Here is a 23,831-nt window from a genome sequence, read left to right as displayed (position 1 = left end):
GGCCGCTCCCGTGGTGGGCTGAACGCATGACAGAAACCACGACTGCCCTGGTCACCGGCGCCAACAAGGGCATCGGGCGCGAGGTCGCAGCCCGGCTCGCCTCGCTCGGCACGAACGTCCTGCTGGCCTCGCGCGACCCGCACCGCGGCGCGGAAGCCGCAGCCGCCCTGGGCCCGCGGGTGTACCCGGTCACCCTGGACGTCACCGACCGCGCCGGCGTCCTGTCCGCCGCCCGCTGGATCGAGGGGCGCTTCGGCCGGCTGGACATCCTGGTCAACAACGCCGGCATCTCTGGCGACCTCGCCGCCCAGAGCCCTGGCAGTGTCGAACTGTCGGCTGTACGCGAGGTGTTCGAGACCAACGTGTTCGGCGTGATCAGCGTGACCACCGCGATGCTGCCGCTGCTCGCCCGCTCCCCCGCGGCCCGGATCGTCAATGTCAGCAGCGGACTGGGCTCCATCGCCCGGATGACCGACCCCGAGGACTACTTCACAACCCGGCCCCCGTTGGCCGCGTACGTCCCGTCCAAGACGGCACTCAACTCGCTGACCGTGCAGTACGCCAAGGAACTGCGCAGCCGCAACATCCTGGTCAACGCCGCCGATCCGGGGCCGTGTGCGACCGACCTCACCACCGCGTTCCCGGGCCTCACCCGCACCGCGGCCGATGGCGCGGCCGTGGTCGTCCGGCTCGCCACGCTGCCCGATGACGGGCCGACCGGCGGCTTCTTCGACGAGCACGGACCGGTTCCCTGGTGAGCCGCCTGTCCGGGAACCGGTCACCGCACAGGACAGCGTCGGCCGGCTCGAACAACGCGTCCGAGCACCGACGACTCCGAAGCTGAAGCGATACGTACCCTCGCCGCCTACTTGGAAGCCTGTGCCGCGACTCCCGGCAGCTACGTGGTCTTCGCCGGGGACTAGCCAGGCTACCCAAGGAGTTGAGTGGCTCCAGGCTGAGTGCCCGGCCGATTTCAGCTTTGTGCCGGCGCCGCTTGCCGGATGTCGGCCTCCGCGAGACCGCCGGGCGAGAAGACCGCTGCGGCAATCCGAAGCTGGAGCGGCAGGGAGGTCCACAACTCTTCGAGGAGGCCGCTTCGGTTACCGGCGGCGATGCGGACCTCGGCGAGCGGCTCACCGGTAGCGACCGCGTGCCCGTCGGACCGGTAGGTCGACATGAGCACTCCCTCACCGGGCGCCAGACCACTGACCTGCAAGGTCAACCGGTTGGTAGCCGTGCGTGTCCCGCTGCTGTGCCGTGCGGCGCCGAACCACGCCTGCCCGGCGTCCCGGCCGTCAGCGACGACGGTGAGGCGGGGCGTGAAGATCGGTGGGTCCGGTTCGTAGTCCAGCCCGTCCAGGGCCAGGGCGGGCACCAGCCCTGAGTCGAGCCGCTCAGCGACCGTGGCGACCTGTTCACCGTTGCCGAAGACCAGCCAGCGGCCGCTCTGGCGGGCGGCGACATAGTGACGCAGGTGGTCGTGCGCGCGCGCTTCCGATGGGGCGACGATCAGCTCACTCTCCGGCGTGCGGCGCAGAGCGCGGGCCTGGGAGGCACGGCTTCGTCCCGTGAGGAAGTACGCGCCAAGCGTGTCGCCGTCACCAGTTCGGCACCACAGGACCCCGCGTCCGGGGTAGTGGTTGTCCGCCAGTACCTCGTTCAACCCGTTCACCGAGCTCAGCACCCCTCCGATTTCACGGTGACCCCCACGCATCGCGCGAGGCTGTCGACGACATCCAACCGGATCAGGGAGGTATGCCCTGGGCAAAGGCTGTCGCCTCGTAGCGGACGGGCTGGGAGCCGCGCTTCGTACGGTTGGTGATCTCGTCGCGCTTCTTTGCAATGGCGCGGCGGACAGCTCACCCGCCCGCGCCGGTCGCCATGCTCAACTGGGCGGCGAGACGGACGGCGGTCTTCTCCCCGGCTCGCTGCCTGATCAGACCCTCCGCGGCAACCGCACGAAGCCAGACCTCCGAGCCGTCCCCATCGGCCTTCAGCACGCGCGCGGTCACCACTACGGGATTGAGACCGCCGACACCGCCGCCGGCGACGATGCGAATGGTCTCGTCCTCACCAAGGCGAACTGGCACGGTTTCCATAATGTGGCCCGCCTTCCCGAGCACACCCGAGACGCGCTTCACCGTCTCGTCAAAAGGCAAGGGAACAAGCAAGTCGACCTCATGGATGTTCTTCCTCATCAGCTTGGCCGCCACCCGGACCAAGCGACCACTAGCTCCCCCAACCGCGCCGAGAGCAGCAAGCTCCTCAGCCAAGATCTGGTCTTCGCTCTGATCCACGGACTCCCACCCCCACCGACAGACCGCCGCTCCTACCGGGCGACCACATACTGTTCCGCTCGGCAGACCATGGTGACGTACGCCGATCGGCGGCCGGATGGTGATCGGCCGCTGGCCTCGCCCGAGCGCCCCGCTCGAGCACGCAGGCGTTTTGAATCGCGAGACACACAGTCTTGTTATATGAGAACCAGCTAGGGTTCAGATCGCCCGAGAAACTGCGAACGAGCGGGAGGCGCGCGATGCCCAAGACTGTCATTCATGTGTTCCATGACGATGATGACTCGCTTGCCACAGGGACGCGGGTGGCGCAGCGCATCCAGGAGATCGCCCCCGGGCATGGAAGCGAAGTCGAGGTCTTCTGCTTCGGGCCGGCTCAGCGCCGCCTGAGCGGCAAGGATGGCGGGGAGGCCGTCGCGACGTTCAACGGGCAGATCGACGAGCTGATCGCGGACGGTGTCGTTGTAGGGGCCTGTGCCAATGCTGCTCGCGTTGACGGGGTCACGGACGACCTCGCCAGGCGCGGGCTCAACCTTCGGGTGGCCCGGGACGAGTTCCTCCGCTTCACCCTCGAACAGGCCACCGTCATCAGCTTCTGACCTTGCCGCAGCGGCGGAGCCCGCAGCACGGATGGCTCGGCCAGGGACGCGGCAGCGCAGCGCGCCCGGCGCTACGACGCGGTGGGGTCCTGGAGGACGAACGTGGTCTTCGTACCGGCCGGCGGCTTGGCGCCCTGCCAGGTGAGCGACGCACGGGCGAAGTACGTGTCGCCGCTCTTCAGCGGCGAGCTGTTCACCACCGACAGCGTCACCTTCACCGGGTAGGTGTGTGCGTGCCCCGTCGCGCAGTCGGGGTCGCAGTCGTTCAGGAAGAACTCGCCCGTGGCCGTCGCGGTCGCGGAAGGCGTCGGGCCGTCGTCCGGGCTGCCCGTCAAGGTGTTGCGGCCCCAGTGGCTCCAGGTCAGGTTCTGGAGTCCGGCGGTGCTGTCGCTGCAGGCGAGGAGGATCGACTTCGGGCGGATCTCCAGCTTGGAGAGCGACTTGCCGCAGTCGATCACCCCGGGGACGGACTCGGAGACGGACCCTCCCGAGCCGGATGAGCCGCCGGAGCCCGCCGGCGACGAGCTCGGTGCGCTGGGAGGGCTGGACGACGGGGAGGGCGCCGGGGAGCTGGGCGAGGAGGCCGACGGGGAGGAGGAGGGGGTGGCTGAACCGGAAGCGTCGTTGTTTCCCGGGCCGCAGGCGGTGAGCGTCAGTCCGGCGGTGACGAGGGCGGCAACCGGCAGGATTCCGCGGCCAAGGGTCCTGAGGCTCATGAGACTTCCCTCTTTCCGTGTGGGGGTGGCGAGGCGGCGATATCACGCCTACCCGCTTCCGAACGATCGTGTCAGACGACTGGAGCCCAGGTCAGCCCCTGTTACGGGCCTGTGCCGGAACGTTGCGCGCCCCATGACAATCCACGCATACACGCGGACGCGGTACGCGATCGTCCGGCGGTTGTCGGTGGGGTGAGGCGTATCCACCGGGTGGGGATGCGCGTTGTCCGTAGGAGGTGGGAGTGACCATGAGCGAAGTGCTGCAACAGCAGGAGGACGGCTCCGCCGAGCCGGAGCCGGAGCCGGGGCTGTCGCCCGAGCAGAGCACGGGCATCGTGCGCGTGTTCGGACGGCAGCTCAAACGGTTGCGTCTGAGGGCGGGCATCGAGCGCCCGGAGTTCGCTTCACGCACGGGCTACTCGCCGTCGACCATCGCGTCCTACGAGCAGGGGCGCCGGATTCCGCCGCCCGAGTTCGTCGACGCGGCAGACGAGTTGCTCGACGGCGGTGGCGTGCTGTCCGAGATGAAGGACGAGTTGGCCCGCTCCCAGTACCCCGCGTTCTTCCGCGACGCGGCGCGGCTGGAGGCGGAGGCGGTCGAGTTGCACGTCTACGACACCCATGTCGTGAACGGCCTGTTGCAGACGGAGGAGTACGCACGGGCGGTCTTCACCATGCGACGCCCGGTTCTCGGCCAGGAGACGATCGAGCAGCGCGTGAACGCCCGGTTGCTCCGGCAGGACGTCTTCTCCCGCTGGCCCGCCCCGCTGATGAGCTTCGTCATCGAGGAGTCGGTCCTTCGGCGGCCCATCGGCGGCCGGGAAGTTGCGCGGGGCCAACTTGAACAGATCCTGCTCATCGGGCAGAAGCGCAACATCGAGATCCAGGTCATGCCCCTGGATCGGGAAGACCATGCCGGGCTCGCCGGGCCGTTCACGCTGATCGAAACGGCGAAGGGGCAGCGCATCGGCTACACCGAAGCGCAGAGGAGCAGCCAACTGTTCACGGAACGGGGTGCAGTTCGAGAGCTGGAGGCCCAGTATGGGATCATCCGGGCCCAGGCTCTCACTCCGCGGGAGTCAATGGCCTTCGTCGAGGCGTTGCTAGGAGAGTCATGAAGGACGCGGCGGAACTGGCGTGGTTCAAGAGCACCTACAGCAGCGGCGAAGGCGGCCAGTGCGTCGAGGTGGCCGACGCCGTGCACAGCGTCCACGTACGGGACTCCAAGGACACGAGCCGTCCCGGCCTCACCACCCGTGCCGACGCCTGGCGGGCGTTCGTCGGGTTCGCCGCCGCGCACGCCGGCTGAACGCCTGGACGGCGATGCCGTTGCGCACCGCCATGAGGTAGCGGGCGAGCCGCCCGGGGCCGAGCCGGCGGTGGCTGCTAATTTCGGCCACTGCCCGGCCGAGGAGGATGCGGTCGAGAACCTTCGGGACCGAGCCGACCACCTCATACGAAATCCGAGATTCCGCATTCCCTCCGATTCTCCGCGCGTGGATTTCTCGACACGACGGCGTTTTTCGGCCTTCGGCAGCGCCGACCTTTTTTGTGCATTCCCGACGCGCGTCAGCGACTGCGGGACGCCCGGCCCCGGAGCCACGCGGCGCGTGCCGCCGTGCCGGCGTGCCGGGATTGGCGCATTGCCGTTCTTGCGCCCGTCCCCTCGACGCGTTTCACCGAATTCTCGCCACCTGCGGCGCGCCCGGCGGGCGAAGAAGCGGGTTCGCGCCAGGCGCGCCGGCGGGACAACTCCGGCTCATTGCAAGCTCATTGACTTTTGTTGACCGTTCATCGTCAATGGTCAGGAAGATTTCCTTCTTCACGACCTCCGCACACATCACGCGGAGTTCGTGCACCTCAAGGGAGAGCATCTTGAACAGATCGCTCAAGCCGAGACCCCCCAGGAGACCCCTCGGGCAGCGGATTTCGGCCTTGTCGGCCGTACTGGGCGCCGCCGCACTCGTACTCGTCGGCGTGCAGGCACCCACCGCGCAAGCGGCCCGATCCACGACCGTTGACAACGTTATCGGAACCACCCATACCGCACCGACCGCGCCCGCAAAGGGTGCCGCCCAGGTGTCCGTGCACGGCAAGTCCTCCAAGGTGGAGCCTGCCTGCACCACTCAGCCGAAGCCCGGCTACGCGACCTGCTACGCCCTGCGCCGCACCGACGTCAGCCCCGTCAAAGGGCTGTTGAAGGGCGACGCCACGCCCAGCGGGTTCGGGGCGGCCGATCTCCAGTCCGCGTACGACCTGCCCGCGAACGGAGGCGCCGGCCAAACGGTCGCCGTCGTCGACGCGCAGGACGACCCGAACGCCGAGGCCGACCTCGCCGTCTACCGCGCGCAGTACGGCCTGCCGGCCTGCACCGCCGACGACGGCTGCTTCACCAAGGTCGACCAGCGCGGAGGCACCGACTACCCGGCGCCGGACTCCGGCTGGGCCGGGGAGATATCCCTCGACCTGGACATGGTCTCCGCCGCCGCGCCCAACGCGCACATCCTCCTCGTCGAGGCCGACAGCGCGTCCTTCGAGGACCTGGGCTCGGCCGTGGACGAGGCCGTGGCGCTGGGAGCCAAGTACGTCTCCAACTCGTACGGCACGAGCTACACCGCTTCCGGCGGCGGTGAGGACCCGAGCGAGGCCACCGCGTACGACCCGTACTACAACCACCCGGGCGTGGCGGTCGTCGCGTCATCGGGCGACGACGCGTACGGCGTGGCGTACCCCGCCGCGTCGCCCTACGTCACGTCGGTCGGCGGCACCGCGCTGAGCCGGGACGGTGGCACGGACCGCGGCTGGGCCGAGTCGGTGTGGCACAACAGCTACGGCGGCCCCGGCTCGGGCTGCTCGGCCTACGAGGCGAAGCCCGCCTTCCAGACGGACACCGGCTGCGACAAGCGCGCCGTGACGGACGTCTCGGCGGTCGCCGACCCGGTCACCGGTGTGTCGGTGTACGTCACGTACGGCGGCTCCGGCTGGGCCGTGTACGGCGGCACGAGCGCGTCCTCGCCGCTGATCGCGGGCGTGTACGCAGCGGCGGGCTCGCCCGCGGCCAGCACGTACCCCAACTCCTATCCCTACGCGGCCGCCGACGGGACGCTGAACGACGTCACCAGCGGTAGCAACGGCACGTGCAGTCCGGCCTATCTGTGCACCGCGGCCACGGGCTACGACGGCCCGACGGGTCTCGGCACCCCGCACGGTGTCGCCGCCTTCACCGAAGGTGCGCACGGCAGCCTGTCGGGCGCCGTGACGGACGGCGCCACCGGCAAGGCGGTGTCCGGAGCGACCGTGACCGCGACGGCCGGCGACACCAGCGTCCGGGCGAAGACCGCCGCCGACGGGACGTACTCCCTGACCCTGACGCCGGGCTCCTACAGTCTCTCCGTCGACGCCTTCGGCTATGCCACCGCCTCCACACCGGCCGTGAAGGTCGACGACGGGGCCGCCGTCACCAAGGACGTCGCCCTCACCGCCGTCGCGCGCGAGACCGTGTCCGGCAGGGTGACGGACGGGTCCGGGCACGGCTGGCCGCTGTACGCGCGTGTCAGTGTGGGCGACGACGCGTCGGTGTGGACCGACCCGGCGACCGGCGCGTACGCGCTTCCGCTGCCGTCGGACCACGACTACACGCTCACCGTGACGAGCGCCTACCCGGGCTACCGGCCCGCCACCAAGAAGGTCACCGTCAAGGACGCGGACGTCTCCGCCAGTGTCTCCGTTCCGGTCGACCCGTTCGCGAGCCGGACGCCCGGCTACACCTTCAAGGACGAAGGCACCACGGAGCCCTTCGACTCCACCACCACAGCTCCGGAAGGCTGGAGCGTGGTCAACGCATCCGACACCGAGGGTGGTTGGGAGTTCGACGACCCGGGCGGCCGGGGCAACAAGACGGGTGGCGACGGCGCGTTCGCGATCGTGGACAGCGACCACCTCGGCAGCTCGTCCACCCAGGACACCTCCCTGGTCAGTCCGGTCTATGACCTGAGTGGCGCCGAGGCCCCCGAGATGTCGTTCCGTACCGACTACAAGTCGTACTCCGGCCAGCAGGCGACCGTCGAAGCCACTTCGGACGGCGGCAAGACCTGGACGGCGGTGTGGACCGCACCGGCGCAGGACGTCGCGGGTCCGCAGCAGGTGACGGTCCCGCTCGGAGACTTCGCCGGCAAGTCGTCGGTCCGGCTGCGCTTCCACTACACCGGCCACTTCGCCTGGTGGTGGCAGGTCGACGACGTCATGGTGGGGCAGCGGATCGCCCAGCTGCGGCCCGGCGGCCTCGTCGAGGGCGTCGTCACGGACGCCAACACCAAGGACGGTCTCGTCGCCGCGAACGTCAGCGGCGCCGACGGTTCACCGGTCGAGGCGGCCACGGCGGCCACGCTGGACGACCCGAACCTGCCGGACGGCTTCTACTGGTCGTTCGCCAAGGCCGGCAAGCAGCCGCTGACCGGCTCGAAGCACGGGTACGCCGACCTCACCAAGCAGGTGACCGTCGCGGCCGACTCGGCCGCCAAGGCCAACTTCTCGCTCAAGGCGGGACGGCTCAAGGTCACCCCGGACAAGATCGGCGCCTCGGTGAAGTGGGGCGGCTCCAAGACGAAGCGACTGACCGTCGAGAACACCGGATCCGAGCCGGCGACCCTCGACATCGCCGAGGGTTCCGGCACCGTCACACCGGCAGGCCACGGCGCGCCGCTGCAGAGGGTCAAGGGCGACTTCTCGCCGCTGTCGGCCGCGGCCCACCATTCAAGGAAGGCCACGCCGAGCCTGACCGGTCCGTCCGCCGACGCCTGGCAGAGCGCGGGCGATCTGCCGACGAACCTCCAGGACCTGGCCGCCGACACGCACGACGGCAAGGTCTACGCGGCCTTCGGCTTCGACGGCGCCGCCGACGTCAAGACGCTCCACAGCTACGACCCGGACACGGGCGCGTGGACGCAGGGTGCCTCGGCGAGCGACACCCGCGAGTCGCCTGCCCACGGCTTCGTCGGCGGCAAGTGGTACATCGCCGGCGGCTGGGGCGCAAGCGGCGACCCCGACGGCAAGCTGGAGATCTACGACCCCGCGACCGACGCCTGGACGACCGGCTCCGACGAGCCGTCCCCGCTGGCCGGATCCGGCTCCGCGGTCCTCGACGGCAAGCTGTACGCCGTCGGCGGCTGCACCGCGTCCGCCTGCGGGTCGACCGCGGTGAACGTGTACGACCCGGCTGCCGACTCCTGGTCGACCGCCGCGCCCTACCCGGTACCGGTCTCCTGGGAGGCGTGCGGAGCCGTCAAGGGTGAGCTGTACTGCGCCGGCGGCAACTCCGACGCGGGCGGCGCCCTGGTCTCCGCCTACGTCTACGACCCGGCGGCCGACTCCTGGAGCGCGCTGCCCGACCTGCCCGCCGCGCTCTGGGCCTCGTCGTACACGGCGGCCAACGGCCAACTGCTGGTGACCGCGGGGGTCGAGGGGACCGCCCTGACCAACAAGGCGTTCGCCTACGACCCGGCGGCCGGTGCCTGGTCCGCCCTGCCCAACGCCAACCAGGCGAGCTACCGAGGCGGTGGCGCGTCCGGCTTCTACAAGGTCGGGGGCGCTGTGGGCAACGGTCAGCCGATCAGAACCGTCGAACTGCTCCCCGGCTACGACCAGCAGGGCGGCGGCGACGTCAGCTGGCTGTCCGAGGGCAAGGAGCACGTCACACTCAAGCCCGGTGGCACGGCCACGGTGGCCGTCACACTGGACGCCTCCATCCCGGACATCACCCAGCCCGGGGCCTACGGCGCCGAGCTGCTGCTGTCCTCGGACACGCCCTACGCCCTGCCGAGCGTCCCGGTGACCCTCACGGTGGCACCGCCCAGGACCTGGGGCAAGATCACCGGCAAGGTCCTCGGCTCCGACGGCAAGGGCGGCACCGCCGCGCTGGCAGGCGCCACGGTCCAGATCGACTCGTGGGCCACCCACTACACGCTCAAGACCGGCGCCGACGGCACGTACCAGCTCTGGCTCGACACCCGTAACAACCCGCTCACCCTGATCGTCGCGAAGGACGGCTACCAGCCGACGACCTCCAGGGCGAGGCTCAAGAAGGGACGGACGGTGACGGTGAACTACACGCTCGACAAGGCGTAACGCCTGCCGCTCGCGATGCCGTTGCGGTACTGACTGATGCGTCAGTCAGTACCGCAATCGCGCGTCTGGCAGGTATTACGAGGAGGTGCGATTGCGTTTTCCTCAACGTGGCCCTACGGTGGCTCACCATGCAGCAGCACGAGGAAGTGGCGCAGCGCGTGCGCGAGGTGATCGGCGCGGCCCGTTGCAGCCAGCGGGAGTTCGCGCGGCGCATCGTGATGGACCCGTCGAAACTGTCCCGGTCGCTCCGTGGCACCCGCCGGTTCACCGTCGCGGAGCTCGCGCGCATCGCGGACGCGGGCAGCGTGGACGCGGGCTGGCTGCTCGGCTCGGGGGCGGACGGGCACCCGGCGGCGGCTGCGGAACACACCACCCCTTCCGCCACCCCGGCCGTCCCTGCCGCACCGCGTGGCGCCGGGCCCGAGGGCGGGCGCCCGTTGCAGATCGTCCGGGAGACGGTGCGGCTCATCGCCCGGCACGGCTTCCATGCCGTACGGGTCTCCGACATCGCCGACGCCTGCGGGACGAGCACGGCCGCCATCCACTACCACTTCCCCGGCCGCGCCGAGTTGCTGGAAGCCGCCGTGCGCTGGTGCATGGACGAGGACACCGCCCGCCGATCCGCCCGCATCGCCGAGGCGGACAGCGCGGCCGACGAGCTTCGCCAGCTCATCGAGTTGCAGACGCCGACGACCCCGCGCCGGCGGGAGCAGTGGACGGTCTGGCTCGACCTGTGGGCGGAGGCCGCGCGCTCCACGGCCATCGGCCGGCTGCACGTGGAGTACTACCGGCAGTGGCGGACGACCGTCGCCGACGTGCTCGCACGGGGCATCGCGCAGGGCGTCTTCCGGGACGTCGACCCGGAGTTCAGCGCCCTGCGGCTGACCGCGATGATCGACGGCCTGGCCGCCCAGGTGCTGGCCTCGCCGACCGGCGAAGGACCCGGCGCCCCGGACGGCGGCGGCACCAGCGCCGACGACATGCACACCGCGCTTCTCGCCTACGTCGACACCGAGTTGAGCGCGTAGTACGCAGCAAGCAGTACGCAGCGCGCAGTAGGCAGCGCCTCGCGCGCATCCGAAACCCCAACCGCACGAGCGGAGGATCCCCCATGCCCATGAACGACTCGGTCATCATCACCTGCGCCCTCACCGGCGCTGGGGACACCGTGGGCCGCAGCCCGCACGTCCCCATCACACCCGAGCAGATCGCCCGTTCCGCGACGGAGGCCGCCGAGGCGGGCGCGGCCGTGGTGCACATCCACGTACGCGATCCCGGGACCGGGGCGCCCTCCCGCGACCCCCGCCTCTACCGCGAGGTGGTCGAGCGGGTGAAGGAGACCGGCACGGACGTCGTCATCAACCTGACCGCCGGAATGGGCGGCGACCTCGTCATCGACCCCGAGAAGCCGCTGACCCACCTGCCCGGGACGGATCTCGTCGGCGGCATCGAACGGCTGCCACACGTCGAGGAGTTGCTGCCCGATATCTGCACCCTCGACTGCGGGTCGCTGAACTTCGGCGACGGCAGCAACCTCTACGTCTCCACCCCGGACATGCTCCGCACGGGCGCCAAGCGCATCCAGGAGCTGGGCGTACGCCCTGAGCTGGAGATCTTCGACACCGGACAGCTCTGGTTCGCCAAGCAGCTGCTGGCCGAGGGGCTGCTGGACGATCCGACGGTCTTCCAGCTCTGCATGGGCATCCCGTGGGGCGCGCCCGCCGAGCCCGGCGTGCTGAAGTCGATGGTCGACATCCTGCCGCAGGGCGCGCAGTGGGCGAGCTTCGCGCTGGGCCGCATGCAGATGCCGTGGGTCGCCCAGTCCATCCTGCTCGGCGGCAACGTACGGGTGGGGCTTGAGGACAACCTCTACCTCAGCAAGGGCGTCAAGGCGACCAACGGGCAGCTCGTCGAACGTGCCGTGCGGATCACCGAGTTGCTGGGCGCACGGGTGGCGACGCCCGACGAGGCCAGGCAGCGGCTCGGGCTCAAGCCCCGGTCGTGACTCCCCCGATCCCGTCCCCCCCTCTCCCCCATCGCACGACGCGCCAAGGACCCCACCATGACCGAACCGCACATCCCGCTGCCACCCCCGCCCGAGGAAGTACGCCATGTCGCCTGTGTCGGCGCCGGTGTGATCGGTGGCGGCTGGGTGGCCCACTTCCTCGCCCGCGGCTACTCCGTCACCGCCTGGGATCCCGCCCCGGACGCCGAGGAGAAGCTGCGCCGCCTGGTCGACGCCGCCTGGCCCGCCCTGACCCAGCTCGGCCTCGCAGAAGGCGCCTCCACCGAGCGGCTGACCGTGGCGTCCACGCTCGAAGAGGCCGTCGCAGGCGCCCAGTTCGTGCAGGAGAGCGCGCCGGAGAAGCTCGAGCTCAAGCGCGAGCTGCTGGCCCGTATCGACGCCGCCGCTCCCGCGGAGGCCGTGATCGCCTCGTCGACCTCGGGCTACCCGATGACCGACATGCAGACGCGGGCCGCCAACCCGGGACGGCTGCTCGTCGGGCACCCGTTCAATCCGCCCTACCTGATACCGCTCGTCGAGGTCGTCGGCGGGGAGCGCACGGACAGAGCGGCCGTGGAGTGGGCCTCCCGCTTCTACGAGGCCGCCGGGAAGTCCGTCATCACCATGGACCGCGAGCTGCCCGGCTTCATCGCCAACCGCCTCCAGGAAGCACTGTGGCGCGAGGCGCTGCACATGGTGAACAACGGCGAGGCGACGGTACGGGACATCGACGCGTCCATCACCGAAGGCCCCGGCCTGCGCTGGGCGTTCATGGGCCCGTGCCTCACCTTCGCGCTCGCGGGCGGCGAGGGCGGCATGGGGCACATGCTCGACCACTTCGGCCCCTCGCTGAAGTCGCCGTGGACCCGTCTGGAGGCGCCGGAGCTGGACTCCGCGCTGCGTACGGCGATGGTCGAGGGCTGCGACGAGGCCGCGGACGGGCGCACCATCGCGCAGCTCGTCGCGGAACGGGACCAGGGCGTCATCGACGTGCTGCGCGCGACGGGCCGGCTGAGCGGTGCGGGATCCGTGGCCGCCCGCGAGCGGAGTGGTGACGCATGACCGAGCGCCTGCCGCTGTTCCGCGCCACCGTCAGGCCCGAGTGGATCGACTACAACGGGCACATGAGCGAGGCGTTCTACGTCCTCGCCTTCGGGCACGCGACGGACGCGATGATGATCGAGACGGGCCTTGGGCCCGGCTACCGGGAGCAGAGCAACTGCTCGCTCTACACCGCCGAGGCCCACGTGCGTTATCTGCGTGAGGTCGCGGAGGGCAGCCAACTGGCCATCCGCACCCGGGTGCTTGGCGTCGACGCCAAGAAGGTGCGGTTCGCGCACGAGATGCGCGTGCGGCCCGCCGACGGCAGCGGCGCCGACGCCGGGGACGGTGCGCCCGTCGCCACCATCGAGCTGCTCGGCATCCATGTGGACCAGGAAGCGGGCCACGCCGCCCCGCTCCCCGACGCCGTACGCGAGAGGTTCGACGCGCTCACCGAGGCGCCGCCGGAGTGGGCGGGCCGCGCCATCGGGCCCGTACCGAGGGCACAGGACGAGGCACACCCCCAGTAAGCGGCCTGCGTGCAGGGGAACGGGCCGGGGCCCCGAGCAGGGCCCCGGCCCGTTGTCACGCCCCGCCCAGCACCCTGGCGGTGAACGCCGCGAGTCCGGCCCGCAGTTCCTCGCGCGTGGCGCCTTCCTGGCCCGCCAGGTGCTCGACGAGGTCGGCCCGGGTGGCGGCGAGCAGCACGTGCGCGGCGAAGCCGGCGTCCGCGCCGCCGTCCGCGAAGCCGGGGACGCCTTCCAGCACCGTACGCAGCAGCGTGTGCCACTGCTCGTAGTGCCCGGCCTGGTAGGGGCTGCCACTCCCTGCGCCCTCAAGGGCCAGCGCGAGTTGCCGGTTGTCGAGCTTGAAGCACAGCAGGGCGTCCAGCACGGCAGGCAGCCGCTGGAGCGGCGGAGTGTCCGGCCCGAGGGGCGGTGGGCCCGTCTCGACCGCCTTTCCGAACGGTTCGAGGCGTGCCTGGTACAGCGCGCGGATCAGGCCGACGCGGTCGCCGAAGGCCCGGAACAAGGTGCCCTTTCCCACGCCCGCGGCCGCCGCGATGTCCGCCATCGTGACCTCTTCGGCACCTTCGCGGCTCGCGAAGAGGTCGTCGGCCGCCGCGAGGACGGCCGCCCGGTTGCGGGCCGCGTCCTTGCGGGGTTTGCGCTCGGCCATGCGTCTCCTCCGGTCTGTCGTGCGCCGCTTCACCGCTTGCGAAGCGGACCCCGGGTCCGTATTGTAGAAACCGGACCACCGGTCCGCATCTGCGTTCCGCATCGTATCGAAAAGGAGCGAGCCCCGTGCCCGCACACACCTCACCGGCGGATCTCTACCGCCACGGCCTGCGGCTGCTGCTGGCCAAGGACATGGACGGCTTTGCCGGCCTCTGGGCCGAGGACGGCACCATGGAGTTCCCCTTCGCGCCCCCTGGCTGGCCTAGGCTGCTGGAGGGACGGGAGGCGGTGGCCGCCTACATGAGTGGCTATCCCGACCACATCGACCTGCACGATTTCCCCGACGTGCGGATCCACGAGACCACCGACCCGGCGACGAGCGTGGTCGAGATGCGCGGCGCCGGCCGCCTTGTACGGACCGGCGACCCGTTCGACATGCGCTACATCGCCGTCGTGACCGTCGCGGATGGCCACATCACCTCGTACCGCGACTACTGGAACCCCCTCGCCGTTCAGGAGCCCGGCGCCGACTTCGTCGGGAGCGCGCGATGACGGCGACTCCCACCGCCGCCACTCTCGTGATCGGCGCCACCGGAACCACGGGCAGCCGCGTCGCCGCCCGGCTCACCGCCGCAGGTCACCGCGTCAAGGCCGCCAGCAGGGGTGCGGGCCCCGGCACGGGCGTTGAGGCGGAGGCGGAGGCGGTCCGCTTCGACTGGTACGACCCGGCGACGCACGCCGCCGCGCTCGACGGCGTCGACCGCGTCCATCTCACGCCGCCCGTGGGCGACTTCGACCCGGCGCAGGTGATGCTGCCCTTCCTGCGGCGTGCGCGCGACACGGGGGTACGCCGCGCGGTGCTCCTCAGCAGCTCCGCGGTGGCGAGCGGCGGCCCCGCCGTGGGGGCCGTGCACGAGGCCCTGCCGGGGCTGTTCGACGAGTGGGCGGTTTTGCGGCCGTCCTGGTTCATGCAGAACTTCACCGGGAGCCACGTGCACGCGCGCGGCATCCGGGAGCACGGCACCATCACCACTGCCACCGGCGCCGGGCGCGTCGCGTTCGTCGACGCCGACGACATCGCCGCCGTTGCCGTACAGGCTCTGACCGCCGATCGCGCTCTCAACACCGACCTGGTGCTCACGGGGCCGCGGGCCCTCAGCCATGACGACATCGCCGCGATCATGACGGAGGCCACGGGCCGCCGCGTGGTGCACCGCCATGTGACCCACGAGCAGTTGCGGGAGCGCCTCGCGGCGGAGGTCCCGCGGGATTTCGCCGCGATGCTGGCGGACATGGAGCGCTCCATCGCCGAGGGCGCAGAGGACCGCACCAGCGACGCCGTGGAGCGCGTCACCGGCCGGCCCCCGCACTCCTTCCGCACCGTGGTGGAGCGTGAGTGGGACAGGCAGCAGGGCAGGACGGGCACGCCCTCCTCATGACGCAGGCTGGGCCCGCTCCCCCCGGAGCGGGCCCAGCGTCGTGGGCGGTGCGGCGCGGCTACTTGGCCGCGGCCAGTGCCGCGTCGATCCCGGACTTCGGAGAGCCGAGGCCGGTCACCGTGTCGTAGCCGGTGCCGGCCGTGCACTCGCTGCCGCAGGCGCCGTTCGAGCCCGCGGTGACGTCGCTCAGCGCGTCACCCAGGCCGTACACGGCGGCGTGGGCGGTGTCCCCACCCGCGCCCGCGGCGGCCAGCGGCTTCTCGCCCGCCGCGGCGCGCAGTTGGTCGGCGGCGGTGACGATGCCCGCCCAGATCGGCGACGAGAGGCTGGTGCCGCCGACCTCCAGCCACTGCGCGGTACCCGTGGCCGACGTGTAGACCGCGACTCCGGTCCGCGGGTCGGCGACGAAGGACACGTCAGGGGTGGCGCGGTAGGCGCTGGACTGCACGCCGTCCTGGTAGGCGGGGCGCCTCTCGAAATAGCTCAGGCCGCCGCCGGTCGAGCTCCACGCCGTCTCGCTCTGGGTGGAGCCGTCGTCGCCCAGCACGAGGTGCGTGCCGCCGATGGCCAGCGCGTACGGGTTCGTGCTCGAGTAGCCGGCCGGGTAGCCGGCGTCGCCGGTGGACTGGGTGCACACCGACTGCCGCAGCTTGCAGTGGCCGTCGTAGAAGGACTCCTCGGAGAACTCCGGCATGCCCCAACTGGCGTTGACTGCGGCGGGGTGGTAGGACGCCGCCGTGTCGACGGCCCGGTTGAGGGCCGCGGCCGAGGCGTCCGCCGCCTCCACCAGGACGATCTTCGCCTTGGGCGCCACCGAGTGGGCCCACTCGATGTCGAGCGCGGCCTCCTCGTTCCAGTTGGCGTTCGCCTGCGGCTTGGCACCTTCGGCGTACACCTGCTCGAAGTCGAAGCAGTCGGTGCCCTTGGCGACGCTGTCGCACGTCTGCGGCAGCCCGAAGTGCCCGGCGAAGTGGTTGAGGTCGGCCTTGGCGCCGGGGTAGTCGTACGCCACCGTGATCGCGGTGGTCTGGCCCGTGCCGTCACCGGTGAGCCCGAGGCGGGCGCGTATCTGCTGCGGTGTGTAACCCGCGGTCGTCTCCGTGTCGTTCGCGCCCTCGGCCTTCAGGGAGCGCTGGACGTGCATCGGGGCGACGGCGTTGCCGATGGGCAGGGTCCTGACCTCGACCGTCTGCGCGGCGGCCGGAGCCGTGGGCGCGGTCTGGGTGGTCTTGGCGGTCTCGGTGGTCCCGGTGGTCTTCCGTGCGGCCGTTCCCGCCGTGTCCTGCCCTGTCACCTTCTCGACGCTGATGCCGTGCTGGTAGCTGTCGACCGCGAAGGAGTCGGCGCCGAAGCCGCCGACCTGCTGGTTGAGGTCGTAGGCCGACCAGTCGCGCTGGAGCGCGATCAGGTCCGTCCCCTTGCCCTTGCCAAGGCCGGCGGGCGTGACCGAGCCGGCGAACAGGGCGAACTGCTCGCTGTCGGCGGAGGTGTACTGCGAGTCGTCCTTCGGGAACGGCAGAACGTAGGCGCCCACTCCGCCGCCCCACCCGGCGGCGAACACCTCCTTGCCGCCGGTGGTGGTGGCGAACACGGCCTGGAACACGTTGGCCATGGTGCGCACCTTGAACCGCGCCCCACCGTCGGCCGGGTAGACCGTCATGAGGTTGGTGTGCAGTTCGACCAGCCCGTACGACGGGGAGGCCGCGAAGCCCTGGAACGTCGGGGAGCCAGTGGAGTCGTCGCTGGAGAGCACCTTGCCCGTGGCTCCGTCGACGATCTGGACGAGATGGGCGCCGGTGGACAGCGCGTCACCGCCGAACGCGAACGCGATGCCGTGACCGTCCGCGCCCGGTATGTACGGGCTGGCGAACACGCCGGACTGCTGCTCGATCCAGGCCGCGGCGGCCGACTTCGGCTGCTCGCTCCACAGCTCCTTGCCGTTCGTGGCGTCGAGTGCGACGGCCGTGGGCGCCGGGTCGGTCGTACCGGTGCCGATCGCGCTGCGCGCGCCGCCGTACTCCAGGTAGAGGCGGCCGTCGGCGTCCGTGGCGGGCACGGAGTAGCGGACGTCCTTGCCCGAGGTGCCGGCCGGCCGGTAGCTCCAGACCTTGGCGCCGTCGGAGGTGTAGGCGGTGAGCGTGCTGCCGGAGGCGACGACGGAGCCGCGTGCGACGGCCACGCCGGGCTGGAACGTGCCGGTGTCCACCTGGCCGGTGATCTTCCCGTCGCCGGGGCGCAGGACGGCGAAACCGTGCGACGTGGCGGCCACGACGCGCTGCGCGGTGTGGCCCGCGCTGTCCTTCAGCTTGCCGATGCGCAGTTGGCGCACCGAGGCGTCGACGGCGCTCTTCCACAGGATGCGCGGCTGGGTGGCCTTGAGGGTGCGGCCGTCGAGGGCGAACACACCGTGGCTCTCGCCGCCGACGACGAGGTCCTTGACGCCGTCGCCGTTGACGTCGGTGGCGACCGCGGCGTACGTGTCGGCCAGCAGCGGAAGCGCGGTGGCCTTGCCGTTGGCCGGGTTGGTGCGGTAGGCGGTCAGGTCGTAGCCGACGGTCAGCAGGCCGCCGTGGTAGGGCGTCACCTGGTTGGCGACGACGCTGCCGTCCTTGTGCCAGGCCGTGCGGCCGTTGCGTGCGTCGAACGCGATGAGCCGGCTGTGTGCCGGCGCCTCGGGCCGCTTGCTCGTCTCCGGGCCCGCGTCGGCGACGGCGGCGTAGACGCTGCCGTGGCCCCTGCTGTCGTAGGTGAGCGACTGCGTCGGCGCGTTGGCGCCTCCGATGGTGCTCGACGTCTGGTGCGTCCAGGTGGTTTTCCCGTGCTTGTCCAGCGCCGAGACGGAGCTCTGCCCGTCGGTCAGGTCGGCGTTGATGCCGAGTTCGGCGACGGCGTAGCGCGGCTGCTTGCCGTGTGCGCCGGTGTTGACGGCGAGCGCCTCGGGGATGACGCCGGAGCGGTGGGTGATGACCGATCGCTTGCCCGACGTGATGCCCACGGTGGTCAGGTCCCAGCCCACCGCGTCGAGCGGGTCGTTCTGCTCGGCGACGAGGATGCGGTCGGAGCCCGGGTCGCGCTTGACGATGCGCGGGTAGCCGGGGGTCTTGGTGTCGGAGACTGCGCGGCCCGTGCCGGTGTCGACGACGACCACGTGGCCGTCGGCGGGCCTGGGGTTGCCGAGGCCCATCGGGGTGTCGGTCCAGCCGGCGGTGACGAGGCCGTCGCCCGCGGGTTCGACGTCGCTCCACAGCGCCCAGGGCGCCTTGGTGCTGTAGGTCCATGCCTTCTTGCCGGCCAGCTTGGACTTGGCCGCGGCGTGGAAGCTGTACGCGATGAGGGAGCTGCGGCTGTCGCCCTGCTCGGCGACCGGGTCGTTGCCCCAGTCGGGTCCCGTGGCGTCGGCGGCGATGAGCTTGCCGTCCTCGACGGTCAGCGAGCCGACGCTGCCTGGCAGCAGGGTGTGCCACAGCATCGCTCCGGTGCGGCCGTCCAGCAGGGACACGAAGGTGCCGTACTGGAGGTCGGAGCCGGGAGAGGTGAAGGACCGAGCGGGGGACTTGCCTACGTTGTAGGCGACGGCGATGTCGTCGACGCCGTCGTGGGTGAAGTCGGCCTGCGCGAAGGGGTGGGTGCCGAGCGAACTCGGCTCGTACGGATCGTAGCCCTGGTAGAGGACCGGCGAGAACTCCTCGGTTTGCCGGGCGTTTACGGGCTTGACCTGCCAGTCCTTGTAGAGGGAGTGGCTGGTGCGCTGCCAGACCGGCTTGCCGTTCGCGTCGTAGCGTGCGACCTCGCCGCCGCTGAAGACGCCCACCCAGTCGGAGGTGCCGTGCAGCGCGAGAGTGGAGGCCGCTCCCCTGGGCGTCTCCCAGCTGCTCTCCTCCTGGAAGCCGGTGGTGGAGCCGGAGTCAGCCGTGGTGCTGCGAGGGGCGGCCTTGGCGCCGTTAACGGTCCCCGACCCTTGGGACGGCGTGTCGTTGACGGCGCCGGCTCCCGAGGGCCCGCCGGAGGCGGCTCTGGCGGCGGCGACCAGGCCGGGGGTGCCGTCCGTGCGGGGCGTGTAGCGGTCGCTGAGCTTCTTCAGGGCGCCGGCGGTCAGGCGTACGGAGTGGTGGCCGGTGGCGGGGTCCGCGTGGGCGGCAGGGGCGCTGAGCAGCGCCACGGAGGTGGCGAGGGCCGCCACGAGTCCGGCCGGGCGTATGCCGGGACGCGTACCCGGGCGTATGCCGGGGCGTATGCCCGGGCGTTCGGGTTTCCTTCTGGATGACATCGGGGTTGATCACTCCTGCTGGGCTGGGCGGGTCGCCCGGGGACTTGGCGGGGCGCCGGAAACTCTTGCAGGGGCCATGCATGTTCGGCGAGGGATCACCGTGGCCGCTACCGGTCAATGACCGATCCTGGCCACGCGATAGCGTGGGCCCGGGCACACGGGAATCGCGGGAGGCAGGGTGCTTGAGCGTGCTTGAGCCGGTATGGCCCGAGACCGCGTCGGAGGACGCCTACCGGCTGCTCCTGCGGCGGCAGCGGCTGACCAGCAGGGAGCTGGCCGAGCGGCAGGCCACGTCCGTCGCGGCCGCGCGGCGCGTGCTCGACCGGCTCGTCGCCGCCGGCCTCGCCACCTCCGCCGGGCGTCCCGCCCGCTACACGGCCGTCGACCCGCGCCGCGGCCTGACCGCGCTGATCCGCGCGCGGCAGGCCGAACTCGACGGCGCCGCATCCTCCGTGGAGGCCTACGCGGCGGAGTACCACGAGCGCGCCATGCGGGGTGACCCCCACCAGCTGGTCGAGGTCATCGACGGGGCGGCGGCCGTCACGGCGCGCCTCGGCGAGCTGATGCTCGGCGCCGAACGCGAGGTGCTCGCCTTTGACTCGCCGCCCTACCTGGCCAGTTCGCCCAAGCCGTCCGATGTCGAGTACGAGGCGCTGGCGCGTGGTGTGACGATACGGGCGGTGTACGCGACGGAGGCGCTTGACGTGCCGGAGCGTGCCGCGTCCATCAAGGAGGCGGCGGCCATGGGCGAGCAGGTGCGGCTCGTGCCGAGGGTGCCGCTGAAGATGGTCATGGTGGACGGCAGGGCGGCCGTGCTCCCCCTCACCGCCAGCGATCTGGGCACGCGGGCCTCCGCCGTACTCGTCCGCCAGTCGCGCCTGCTCGACGCGCTCAGCGAGCTCTTCGAGGCGAAGTGGGAACAGGGGGTGCAGGCCTTCGGCGCCGCGCAGTCCACGGACACCGAGGGTCTCGCGAAGGAGGACCGGCTGCTGCTCTCGCTGCTGAACGCCGGGCTCAAGGACGAGGCGCTGGCGCGCCAACTCGGCGTGAGCGAGCGCACGTTGCGCCGCCGCACCGCCGACCTGGTGGCGCGCCTCGGCGCCACGAGCCGCTTTCAGGCCGGAGCACAGGCGGTACGGCGCGGCTGGCTGTGAGGCCGGGGCCCGGCCTGCGCGCGGGCCGTGCTCGACCGGTGTGCGAAACTGCCGTCAGCCGGTCGCGGACACGGGCCGTCGCAGTCGTCGAGAGGAGCGCAACGTGACGCACAGGGGCTTCCGCGCCGGGGACATCGACACCAGCAAACCGCACCCGGCCCGCATCTACGACTACCTGCTCGGCGGCAAGAACAACTACGAGCTCGACCGCGAGGCCGGCGACCAACTCGTCGACGCGGCACCGGAGGTGCGCGTCGGCGTGCAGGCCAATCGGGCCTTCCTGCGGCGCGCGGTCAGGTACGTGGTCGACAGCGGCATCCGCCAGATCCTCGACATCGGCACGGGACTTCCCACCTCACCCAACGTGCACGAGACGGCGCACGAGGTGTCACCCGACGTGCGGGTCGCGTACGTCGACAACGACCCGATCGTGAACACGTACGCCAACGCGCTGCTCAGCGACTCGGGCGCGACCGGCGTCGCGCTCGGCGACCTGCGTGAGCCCGCCGCCGTGCTGGACGATCCCGAGGTGCGCCGGCTCATCGACTTCGACCAGCCGGTGGGGCTGCTCCTCATCGCCGTGCTGCACTTCCTCACGGACGCGGAGGACCCGGCGGGCGTCGTCGCCACCCTGCGCGACGCGCTGCCCGCGGGCAGCTTCCTCGTCCTGTCGCACGCCACCGGCGACTTCGCCGACCGCAGCGAGGCTCAGGCCGTCTACACCCGCGCCACCGCCACGCTGAACCTGCGGCCGCACTCCGAGGTGGAGCGGTTCTTCGACGGCTTCGAGCTCGTGGAGCCGGGCCTGGTGCAGGTGCCGTTCTGGCGTCCGGACGCCACACCGCCGCAGGGCTCCGAGGAGATCGGCTTCTACGGCGGTGTGGCGCGCAAGACCCGCTGAGACGTGTGCGCATGCGGCGCGCACGACGTCAGCCGCGACCGGCGAGGCGTCAGCCGCGACCGGCGAGCCGTCAGCCGTCAGCCGTCAGCCGCGAGCAGTGCGCTCAGCGCCGATGCCTGCGTGCGCCAGTCCCTCGCGTTGGGATGGTCCGACGACGTCGCGCCCGACCACCGCTCGCCGAGCCTGCCCAGTGTGTCGCGGTCGGCGGACCAGATCGAGTCGGCCTGCTTCGTCGCGAAGGAGCGGTACGCACCGCCCGTGACGCCGTCGAGGTCCTGCAGGTAGCGCATGAACACGCCCTTGAACTGCTTGGCGTTGTCGTCGCAGTCGGAGGTGGCCGCGTCGCACCTGTCGGTCAGGATGCCGCCCGTCGTCAGCGCGGGTGAACCGATCGCCGCGTCGGCCAGCCGCCGGGCCTGGGCCAGCGCCGAGGCGTCGTGCGTGGCACGCCACACCTCCACCCCGGCGCCGATCGCGAGCCCCTGGTTGTAGGAGTAGACGGTCTGCCCGTTGTTCTGGCATGTGGAGGTGTTCAGGCCGTCGTTGACCAGCCCCGACGAGTTGATCAGCCCGCTGGACACGTACCACTTCCACGCCGTGGACGCCCGGCCGAGCCAGAGTGTGTCGCCGGGGATCCGGTTGTGCAGCTCGGCCGCGAGGCGCACGTAGAGGCCGTTGGTGACGGCGTTCTTGTACGTCTTCTCGCGGTCCCACCACACACCGCCACCGCAGGTGGAGTCCCAGTAGCCGTTCACGTAGGAGGCGATGGTCCGCGCCTCGTCCAGGTACTTGGCGTCGCCGGTGAGGTCGTACGCGTCGATCCAGGCGAGCGCCCACCACTCCGTGTCGTCCGTGGCGCGGCTGATGAAGTCGCCCTCGATCGGGTCGGAACTCCGGGCGCCCGCAGGGAAGCTGCCCTTGTTGATCTCGAAGCTGCGGTCGACGATCCACTCGTACGTGGTGTCGCCTGTCTGCCGCATGTAGTCGATGACCGTGGCGAGGGCGACCGCCGAGTTCCACCAGCTGGACTTCCAGTAGGCGGTCCCCGGGTCGTAGGACCACATCAGCGCGTCCGCCGCCGCCGCGGGGCGTGACGTGGCCGGCCTGGCCCACGCGGTGCAGCTGCCGTTCTGCCCGTCGACGGCACGGCCGCAGGCGCGGACCGCGCCCCCGTACAACCGGCCCAGCGGATCGGACGTGTTGATCTCGTCGGTGGTCCTCGACGTGGCGCCCGCGGGGACGCTCGTCCGTGACATCGAGGAGCCGTCGGGCCAGGTCGCGCCGGCGTCCCAGGACCGGTCGAGCCACACCTCGTCCCCCGCGGCCCCGCCCCGCAGGGTCGCCCACGCCATCCCCGCGTCGTCCATGTGCAGGGCGATGACGCGCCCCTTCAAGGTCGTCGCGGGCACCGGCTGGGTGTCGCCCGTGCCGGAGCCGGGGGCCGCGCCGTCGCAGCGGTCGGCGCACACGCCGAGGTGCGCCCAGTTCGTGCAGGCCACGCCCTGGGCGTCGCCGCAGGCGCGCAGCACGGCGCGCCGGTGGTTGGTGGGGTCGTAGAGGTTGTACATGAGCGTGCGGGTGCCGGTCCAGGTGGACGGGATGGACGCCTTGCCGAGCAGCCCGTCCCAGGTCTTCCCGCCGTCCCACGAACGGTCCAGCCACACGGAGTCGTTGAGCTTCCCGTCGTCGATGCTGGCCCAGGCCATGCCGTCGGGGTCGGACACGTGCAGCTCGATGCGGCGCCCGTTCTCCTCCTTGTTGGGGACGGGGAACGTCTCGGCCTGCGCCTGGGAGGGGTCGCGGGTGTCGCAGTAGAGGGCGCAGACCTGCGTCGCGGCGTGCGCGTGCTGGGCGGAGGAGAGGGCGAGGGACTGGAGGCAGGCGACGAGCAGGGCGAGCAGTGCGAGGGGCACGAACCGGGTTCTTGTCATGAGATCCCCCATCGTCCGCGGGCCGTTGGCGTCGACGTTGGCTTCGGCGTTGGCGCCCTTCGGCGTCCTCCCGGTATTGAGACACCGTTGTCATGTCCCGTCAAGACCGCCACCGCGCAGGCCTGGCCCGTGCTGCTTGCGTGGTCAACTATGCGCCGGGGCAAGGCATTTGCGCGGACCATT

The 23,831-nt window shown here is 71.2% G+C and carries 20 protein-coding genes; 13 read left to right on the top strand and 7 right to left on the bottom strand.

Annotated features, from left to right (window positions below; all coding sequences use genetic code 11):
- Positions 1-26: 26 nt before the first annotated feature.
- On the top strand, positions 27-758 hold the full coding sequence (locus JFN87_RS02400) for an SDR family oxidoreductase (RefSeq protein WP_209338138.1): 732 nt from the start codon (positions 27-29) through the stop codon (positions 756-758).
- Between the two features lie 215 nt (positions 759-973).
- Here the strand turns inward: JFN87_RS02400 and JFN87_RS02395 are convergent, their stop codons facing one another.
- Positions 974-1,684, bottom strand: a complete 711-nt coding sequence (locus tag JFN87_RS02395; protein WP_307865262.1) for an IMP cyclohydrolase — start codon at positions 1,682-1,684, stop codon at positions 974-976.
- A gap of 175 nt (positions 1,685-1,859) precedes the next feature.
- Positions 1,860-2,297 (bottom strand): hypothetical protein, encoded by a 438-nt coding sequence (locus JFN87_RS02390; RefSeq protein ID WP_209338137.1) that lies wholly within the window; start codon positions 2,295-2,297, stop codon positions 1,860-1,862.
- A 239-nt stretch (positions 2,298-2,536) separates the two neighbouring features.
- On the opposite strand from JFN87_RS02390, the gene JFN87_RS02385 reads away from it, so the two are divergent.
- The gene (locus tag JFN87_RS02385; RefSeq protein WP_209338136.1) at positions 2,537-2,893 is read left to right on the top strand and encodes a hypothetical protein; all 357 of its coding nucleotides are present in this window, start codon (positions 2,537-2,539) and stop codon (positions 2,891-2,893) included.
- 71 nt (positions 2,894-2,964) lie between these two features.
- Here the strand turns inward: JFN87_RS02385 and JFN87_RS02380 are convergent, their stop codons facing one another.
- The gene (locus tag JFN87_RS02380; RefSeq protein WP_209338135.1) at positions 2,965-3,609 is read right to left on the bottom strand and encodes a hypothetical protein; all 645 of its coding nucleotides are present in this window, start codon (positions 3,607-3,609) and stop codon (positions 2,965-2,967) included.
- Positions 3,610-3,857: 248 nt separating this feature from the next.
- On the opposite strand from JFN87_RS02380, the gene JFN87_RS02375 reads away from it, so the two are divergent.
- Together JFN87_RS02375 and JFN87_RS02370 are read left to right on the top strand one after the other, a co-directional pair.
- Positions 3,858-4,727: a helix-turn-helix domain-containing protein gene (locus tag JFN87_RS02375; protein WP_209338134.1), complete on the top strand. Its 870-nt coding sequence runs from the start codon at positions 3,858-3,860 to the stop codon at positions 4,725-4,727.
- Positions 4,724-4,918 carry a DUF397 domain-containing protein gene (locus tag JFN87_RS02370; protein ID WP_209338133.1) on the top strand — a complete coding sequence of 65 codons (195 nt, stop codon included), beginning with the start codon at positions 4,724-4,726 and terminating at the stop codon, positions 4,916-4,918. Before JFN87_RS02375 ends, JFN87_RS02370 begins: the two co-directional genes overlap by 4 nt.
- A 367-nt stretch (positions 4,919-5,285) precedes the next feature.
- Here the strand turns inward: JFN87_RS02370 and JFN87_RS02365 are convergent, their stop codons facing one another.
- Positions 5,286-5,501 (bottom strand): hypothetical protein, encoded by a 216-nt coding sequence (locus tag JFN87_RS02365; RefSeq protein WP_209338170.1) that lies wholly within the window; start codon positions 5,499-5,501, stop codon positions 5,286-5,288.
- A 136-nt stretch (positions 5,502-5,637) separates the two neighbouring features.
- Between JFN87_RS02365 and JFN87_RS02360 the strand changes: the two genes are divergently transcribed.
- The 5 genes from JFN87_RS02360 (at position 5,638) to JFN87_RS02340 (ending at position 13,308) form a co-directional block, all read left to right on the top strand.
- Positions 5,638-9,732: a carboxypeptidase regulatory-like domain-containing protein gene (locus JFN87_RS02360; RefSeq protein WP_443732198.1), complete on the top strand. Its 4,095-nt coding sequence runs from the start codon at positions 5,638-5,640 to the stop codon at positions 9,730-9,732.
- Positions 9,733-9,860: 128 nt separating this feature from the next.
- Complete coding sequence (locus JFN87_RS02355; protein ID WP_209338131.1) at positions 9,861-10,760, top strand: TetR/AcrR family transcriptional regulator; 900 nt, start codon at positions 9,861-9,863, stop codon at positions 10,758-10,760.
- 89 nt (positions 10,761-10,849) lie between these two features.
- Positions 10,850-11,737 carry a beta-keto acid cleavage family enzyme gene (locus JFN87_RS02350; protein ID WP_209338165.1) on the top strand — a complete coding sequence of 296 codons (888 nt, stop codon included), beginning with the start codon at positions 10,850-10,852 and terminating at the stop codon, positions 11,735-11,737.
- A gap of 57 nt (positions 11,738-11,794) precedes the next feature.
- Entirely contained in the window at positions 11,795-12,799 is a 1,005-nt protein-coding gene (locus JFN87_RS02345; RefSeq protein ID WP_209338130.1) for a 3-hydroxyacyl-CoA dehydrogenase NAD-binding domain-containing protein, read from the top strand.
- On the top strand, positions 12,796-13,308 hold the full coding sequence (locus JFN87_RS02340) for a thioesterase family protein (RefSeq protein ID WP_209338129.1): 513 nt from the start codon (positions 12,796-12,798) through the stop codon (positions 13,306-13,308). The genes JFN87_RS02345 and JFN87_RS02340 overlap by 4 nt, the downstream gene beginning before the upstream one ends.
- A gap of 55 nt (positions 13,309-13,363) precedes the next feature.
- On the opposite strand, the gene JFN87_RS02335 is transcribed toward JFN87_RS02340, so the two are convergent.
- Positions 13,364-13,957, bottom strand: a complete 594-nt coding sequence (locus tag JFN87_RS02335) for a TetR/AcrR family transcriptional regulator (RefSeq protein WP_209338128.1) — start codon at positions 13,955-13,957, stop codon at positions 13,364-13,366.
- A gap of 125 nt (positions 13,958-14,082) precedes the next feature.
- On the opposite strand from JFN87_RS02335, the gene JFN87_RS02330 reads away from it, so the two are divergent.
- Both JFN87_RS02330 and JFN87_RS02325 read left to right on the top strand, forming a co-directional pair.
- Complete coding sequence (locus JFN87_RS02330) at positions 14,083-14,508, top strand: nuclear transport factor 2 family protein (protein WP_209338127.1); 426 nt, start codon at positions 14,083-14,085, stop codon at positions 14,506-14,508.
- Positions 14,505-15,395, top strand: a complete 891-nt coding sequence (locus JFN87_RS02325) for an NmrA family NAD(P)-binding protein (protein ID WP_209338126.1) — start codon at positions 14,505-14,507, stop codon at positions 15,393-15,395. The genes JFN87_RS02330 and JFN87_RS02325 overlap by 4 nt, the downstream gene beginning before the upstream one ends.
- 58 nt (positions 15,396-15,453) lie before the next feature.
- On the opposite strand, the gene JFN87_RS02320 is transcribed toward JFN87_RS02325, so the two are convergent.
- Entirely contained in the window at positions 15,454-19,662 is a 4,209-nt protein-coding gene (locus tag JFN87_RS02320; RefSeq protein WP_209338125.1) for a S53 family peptidase, read from the bottom strand.
- 188 nt (positions 19,663-19,850) lie between these two features.
- On the opposite strand from JFN87_RS02320, the gene JFN87_RS02315 reads away from it, so the two are divergent.
- Together JFN87_RS02315 and JFN87_RS02310 are read left to right on the top strand one after the other, a co-directional pair.
- Entirely contained in the window at positions 19,851-20,816 is a 966-nt protein-coding gene (locus JFN87_RS02315; RefSeq protein WP_209338124.1) for a helix-turn-helix transcriptional regulator, read from the top strand.
- A 103-nt stretch (positions 20,817-20,919) separates the two neighbouring features.
- On the top strand, positions 20,920-21,717 hold the full coding sequence (locus JFN87_RS02310) for an SAM-dependent methyltransferase (RefSeq protein WP_209338123.1): 798 nt from the start codon (positions 20,920-20,922) through the stop codon (positions 21,715-21,717).
- A gap of 77 nt (positions 21,718-21,794) precedes the next feature.
- On the opposite strand, the gene JFN87_RS02305 is transcribed toward JFN87_RS02310, so the two are convergent.
- Positions 21,795-23,648 carry a glycoside hydrolase family 76 protein gene (locus tag JFN87_RS02305; RefSeq protein WP_209338122.1) on the bottom strand — a complete coding sequence of 618 codons (1,854 nt, stop codon included), beginning with the start codon at positions 23,646-23,648 and terminating at the stop codon, positions 21,795-21,797.
- Positions 23,649-23,831: the final 183 nt, after the last annotated feature.

This window comes from Streptomyces montanisoli, from assembly GCF_017813245.1.
Taxonomy (GTDB): domain Bacteria; phylum Actinomycetota; class Actinomycetes; order Streptomycetales; family Streptomycetaceae; genus Streptomyces; species Streptomyces montanisoli.
Note: the sequence above shows the minus strand (reverse complement) of the source record. Positions and strands in the feature narration are given on the sequence as shown.

Coding starts and splice junctions, on each gene's coding strand:
- JFN87_RS02320 (WP_209338125.1), bottom strand. CDS start 19,662: ATGTCATCCAGAAGGAAACCCGAACGCCCGGGCATACGCCCCGGCATA.
- JFN87_RS02385 (WP_209338136.1), top strand. CDS start 2,537: ATGCCCAAGACTGTCATTCATGTGTTCCATGACGATGATGACTCGCTT.
- JFN87_RS02355 (WP_209338131.1), top strand. CDS start 9,861: ATGCAGCAGCACGAGGAAGTGGCGCAGCGCGTGCGCGAGGTGATCGGC.
- JFN87_RS02400 (WP_209338138.1), top strand. CDS start 27: ATGACAGAAACCACGACTGCCCTGGTCACCGGCGCCAACAAGGGCATC.
- JFN87_RS02370 (WP_209338133.1), top strand. CDS start 4,724: ATGAAGGACGCGGCGGAACTGGCGTGGTTCAAGAGCACCTACAGCAGC.
- JFN87_RS02335 (WP_209338128.1), bottom strand. CDS start 13,957: ATGGCCGAGCGCAAACCCCGCAAGGACGCGGCCCGCAACCGGGCGGCC.
- JFN87_RS02345 (WP_209338130.1), top strand. CDS start 11,795: ATGACCGAACCGCACATCCCGCTGCCACCCCCGCCCGAGGAAGTACGC.
- JFN87_RS02305 (WP_209338122.1), bottom strand. CDS start 23,648: ATGACAAGAACCCGGTTCGTGCCCCTCGCACTGCTCGCCCTGCTCGTC.
- JFN87_RS02375 (WP_209338134.1), top strand. CDS start 3,858: ATGAGCGAAGTGCTGCAACAGCAGGAGGACGGCTCCGCCGAGCCGGAG.
- JFN87_RS02325 (WP_209338126.1), top strand. CDS start 14,505: ATGACGGCGACTCCCACCGCCGCCACTCTCGTGATCGGCGCCACCGGA.
- JFN87_RS02380 (WP_209338135.1), bottom strand. CDS start 3,609: ATGAGCCTCAGGACCCTTGGCCGCGGAATCCTGCCGGTTGCCGCCCTC.
- JFN87_RS02350 (WP_209338165.1), top strand. CDS start 10,850: ATGAACGACTCGGTCATCATCACCTGCGCCCTCACCGGCGCTGGGGAC.
- JFN87_RS02340 (WP_209338129.1), top strand. CDS start 12,796: ATGACCGAGCGCCTGCCGCTGTTCCGCGCCACCGTCAGGCCCGAGTGG.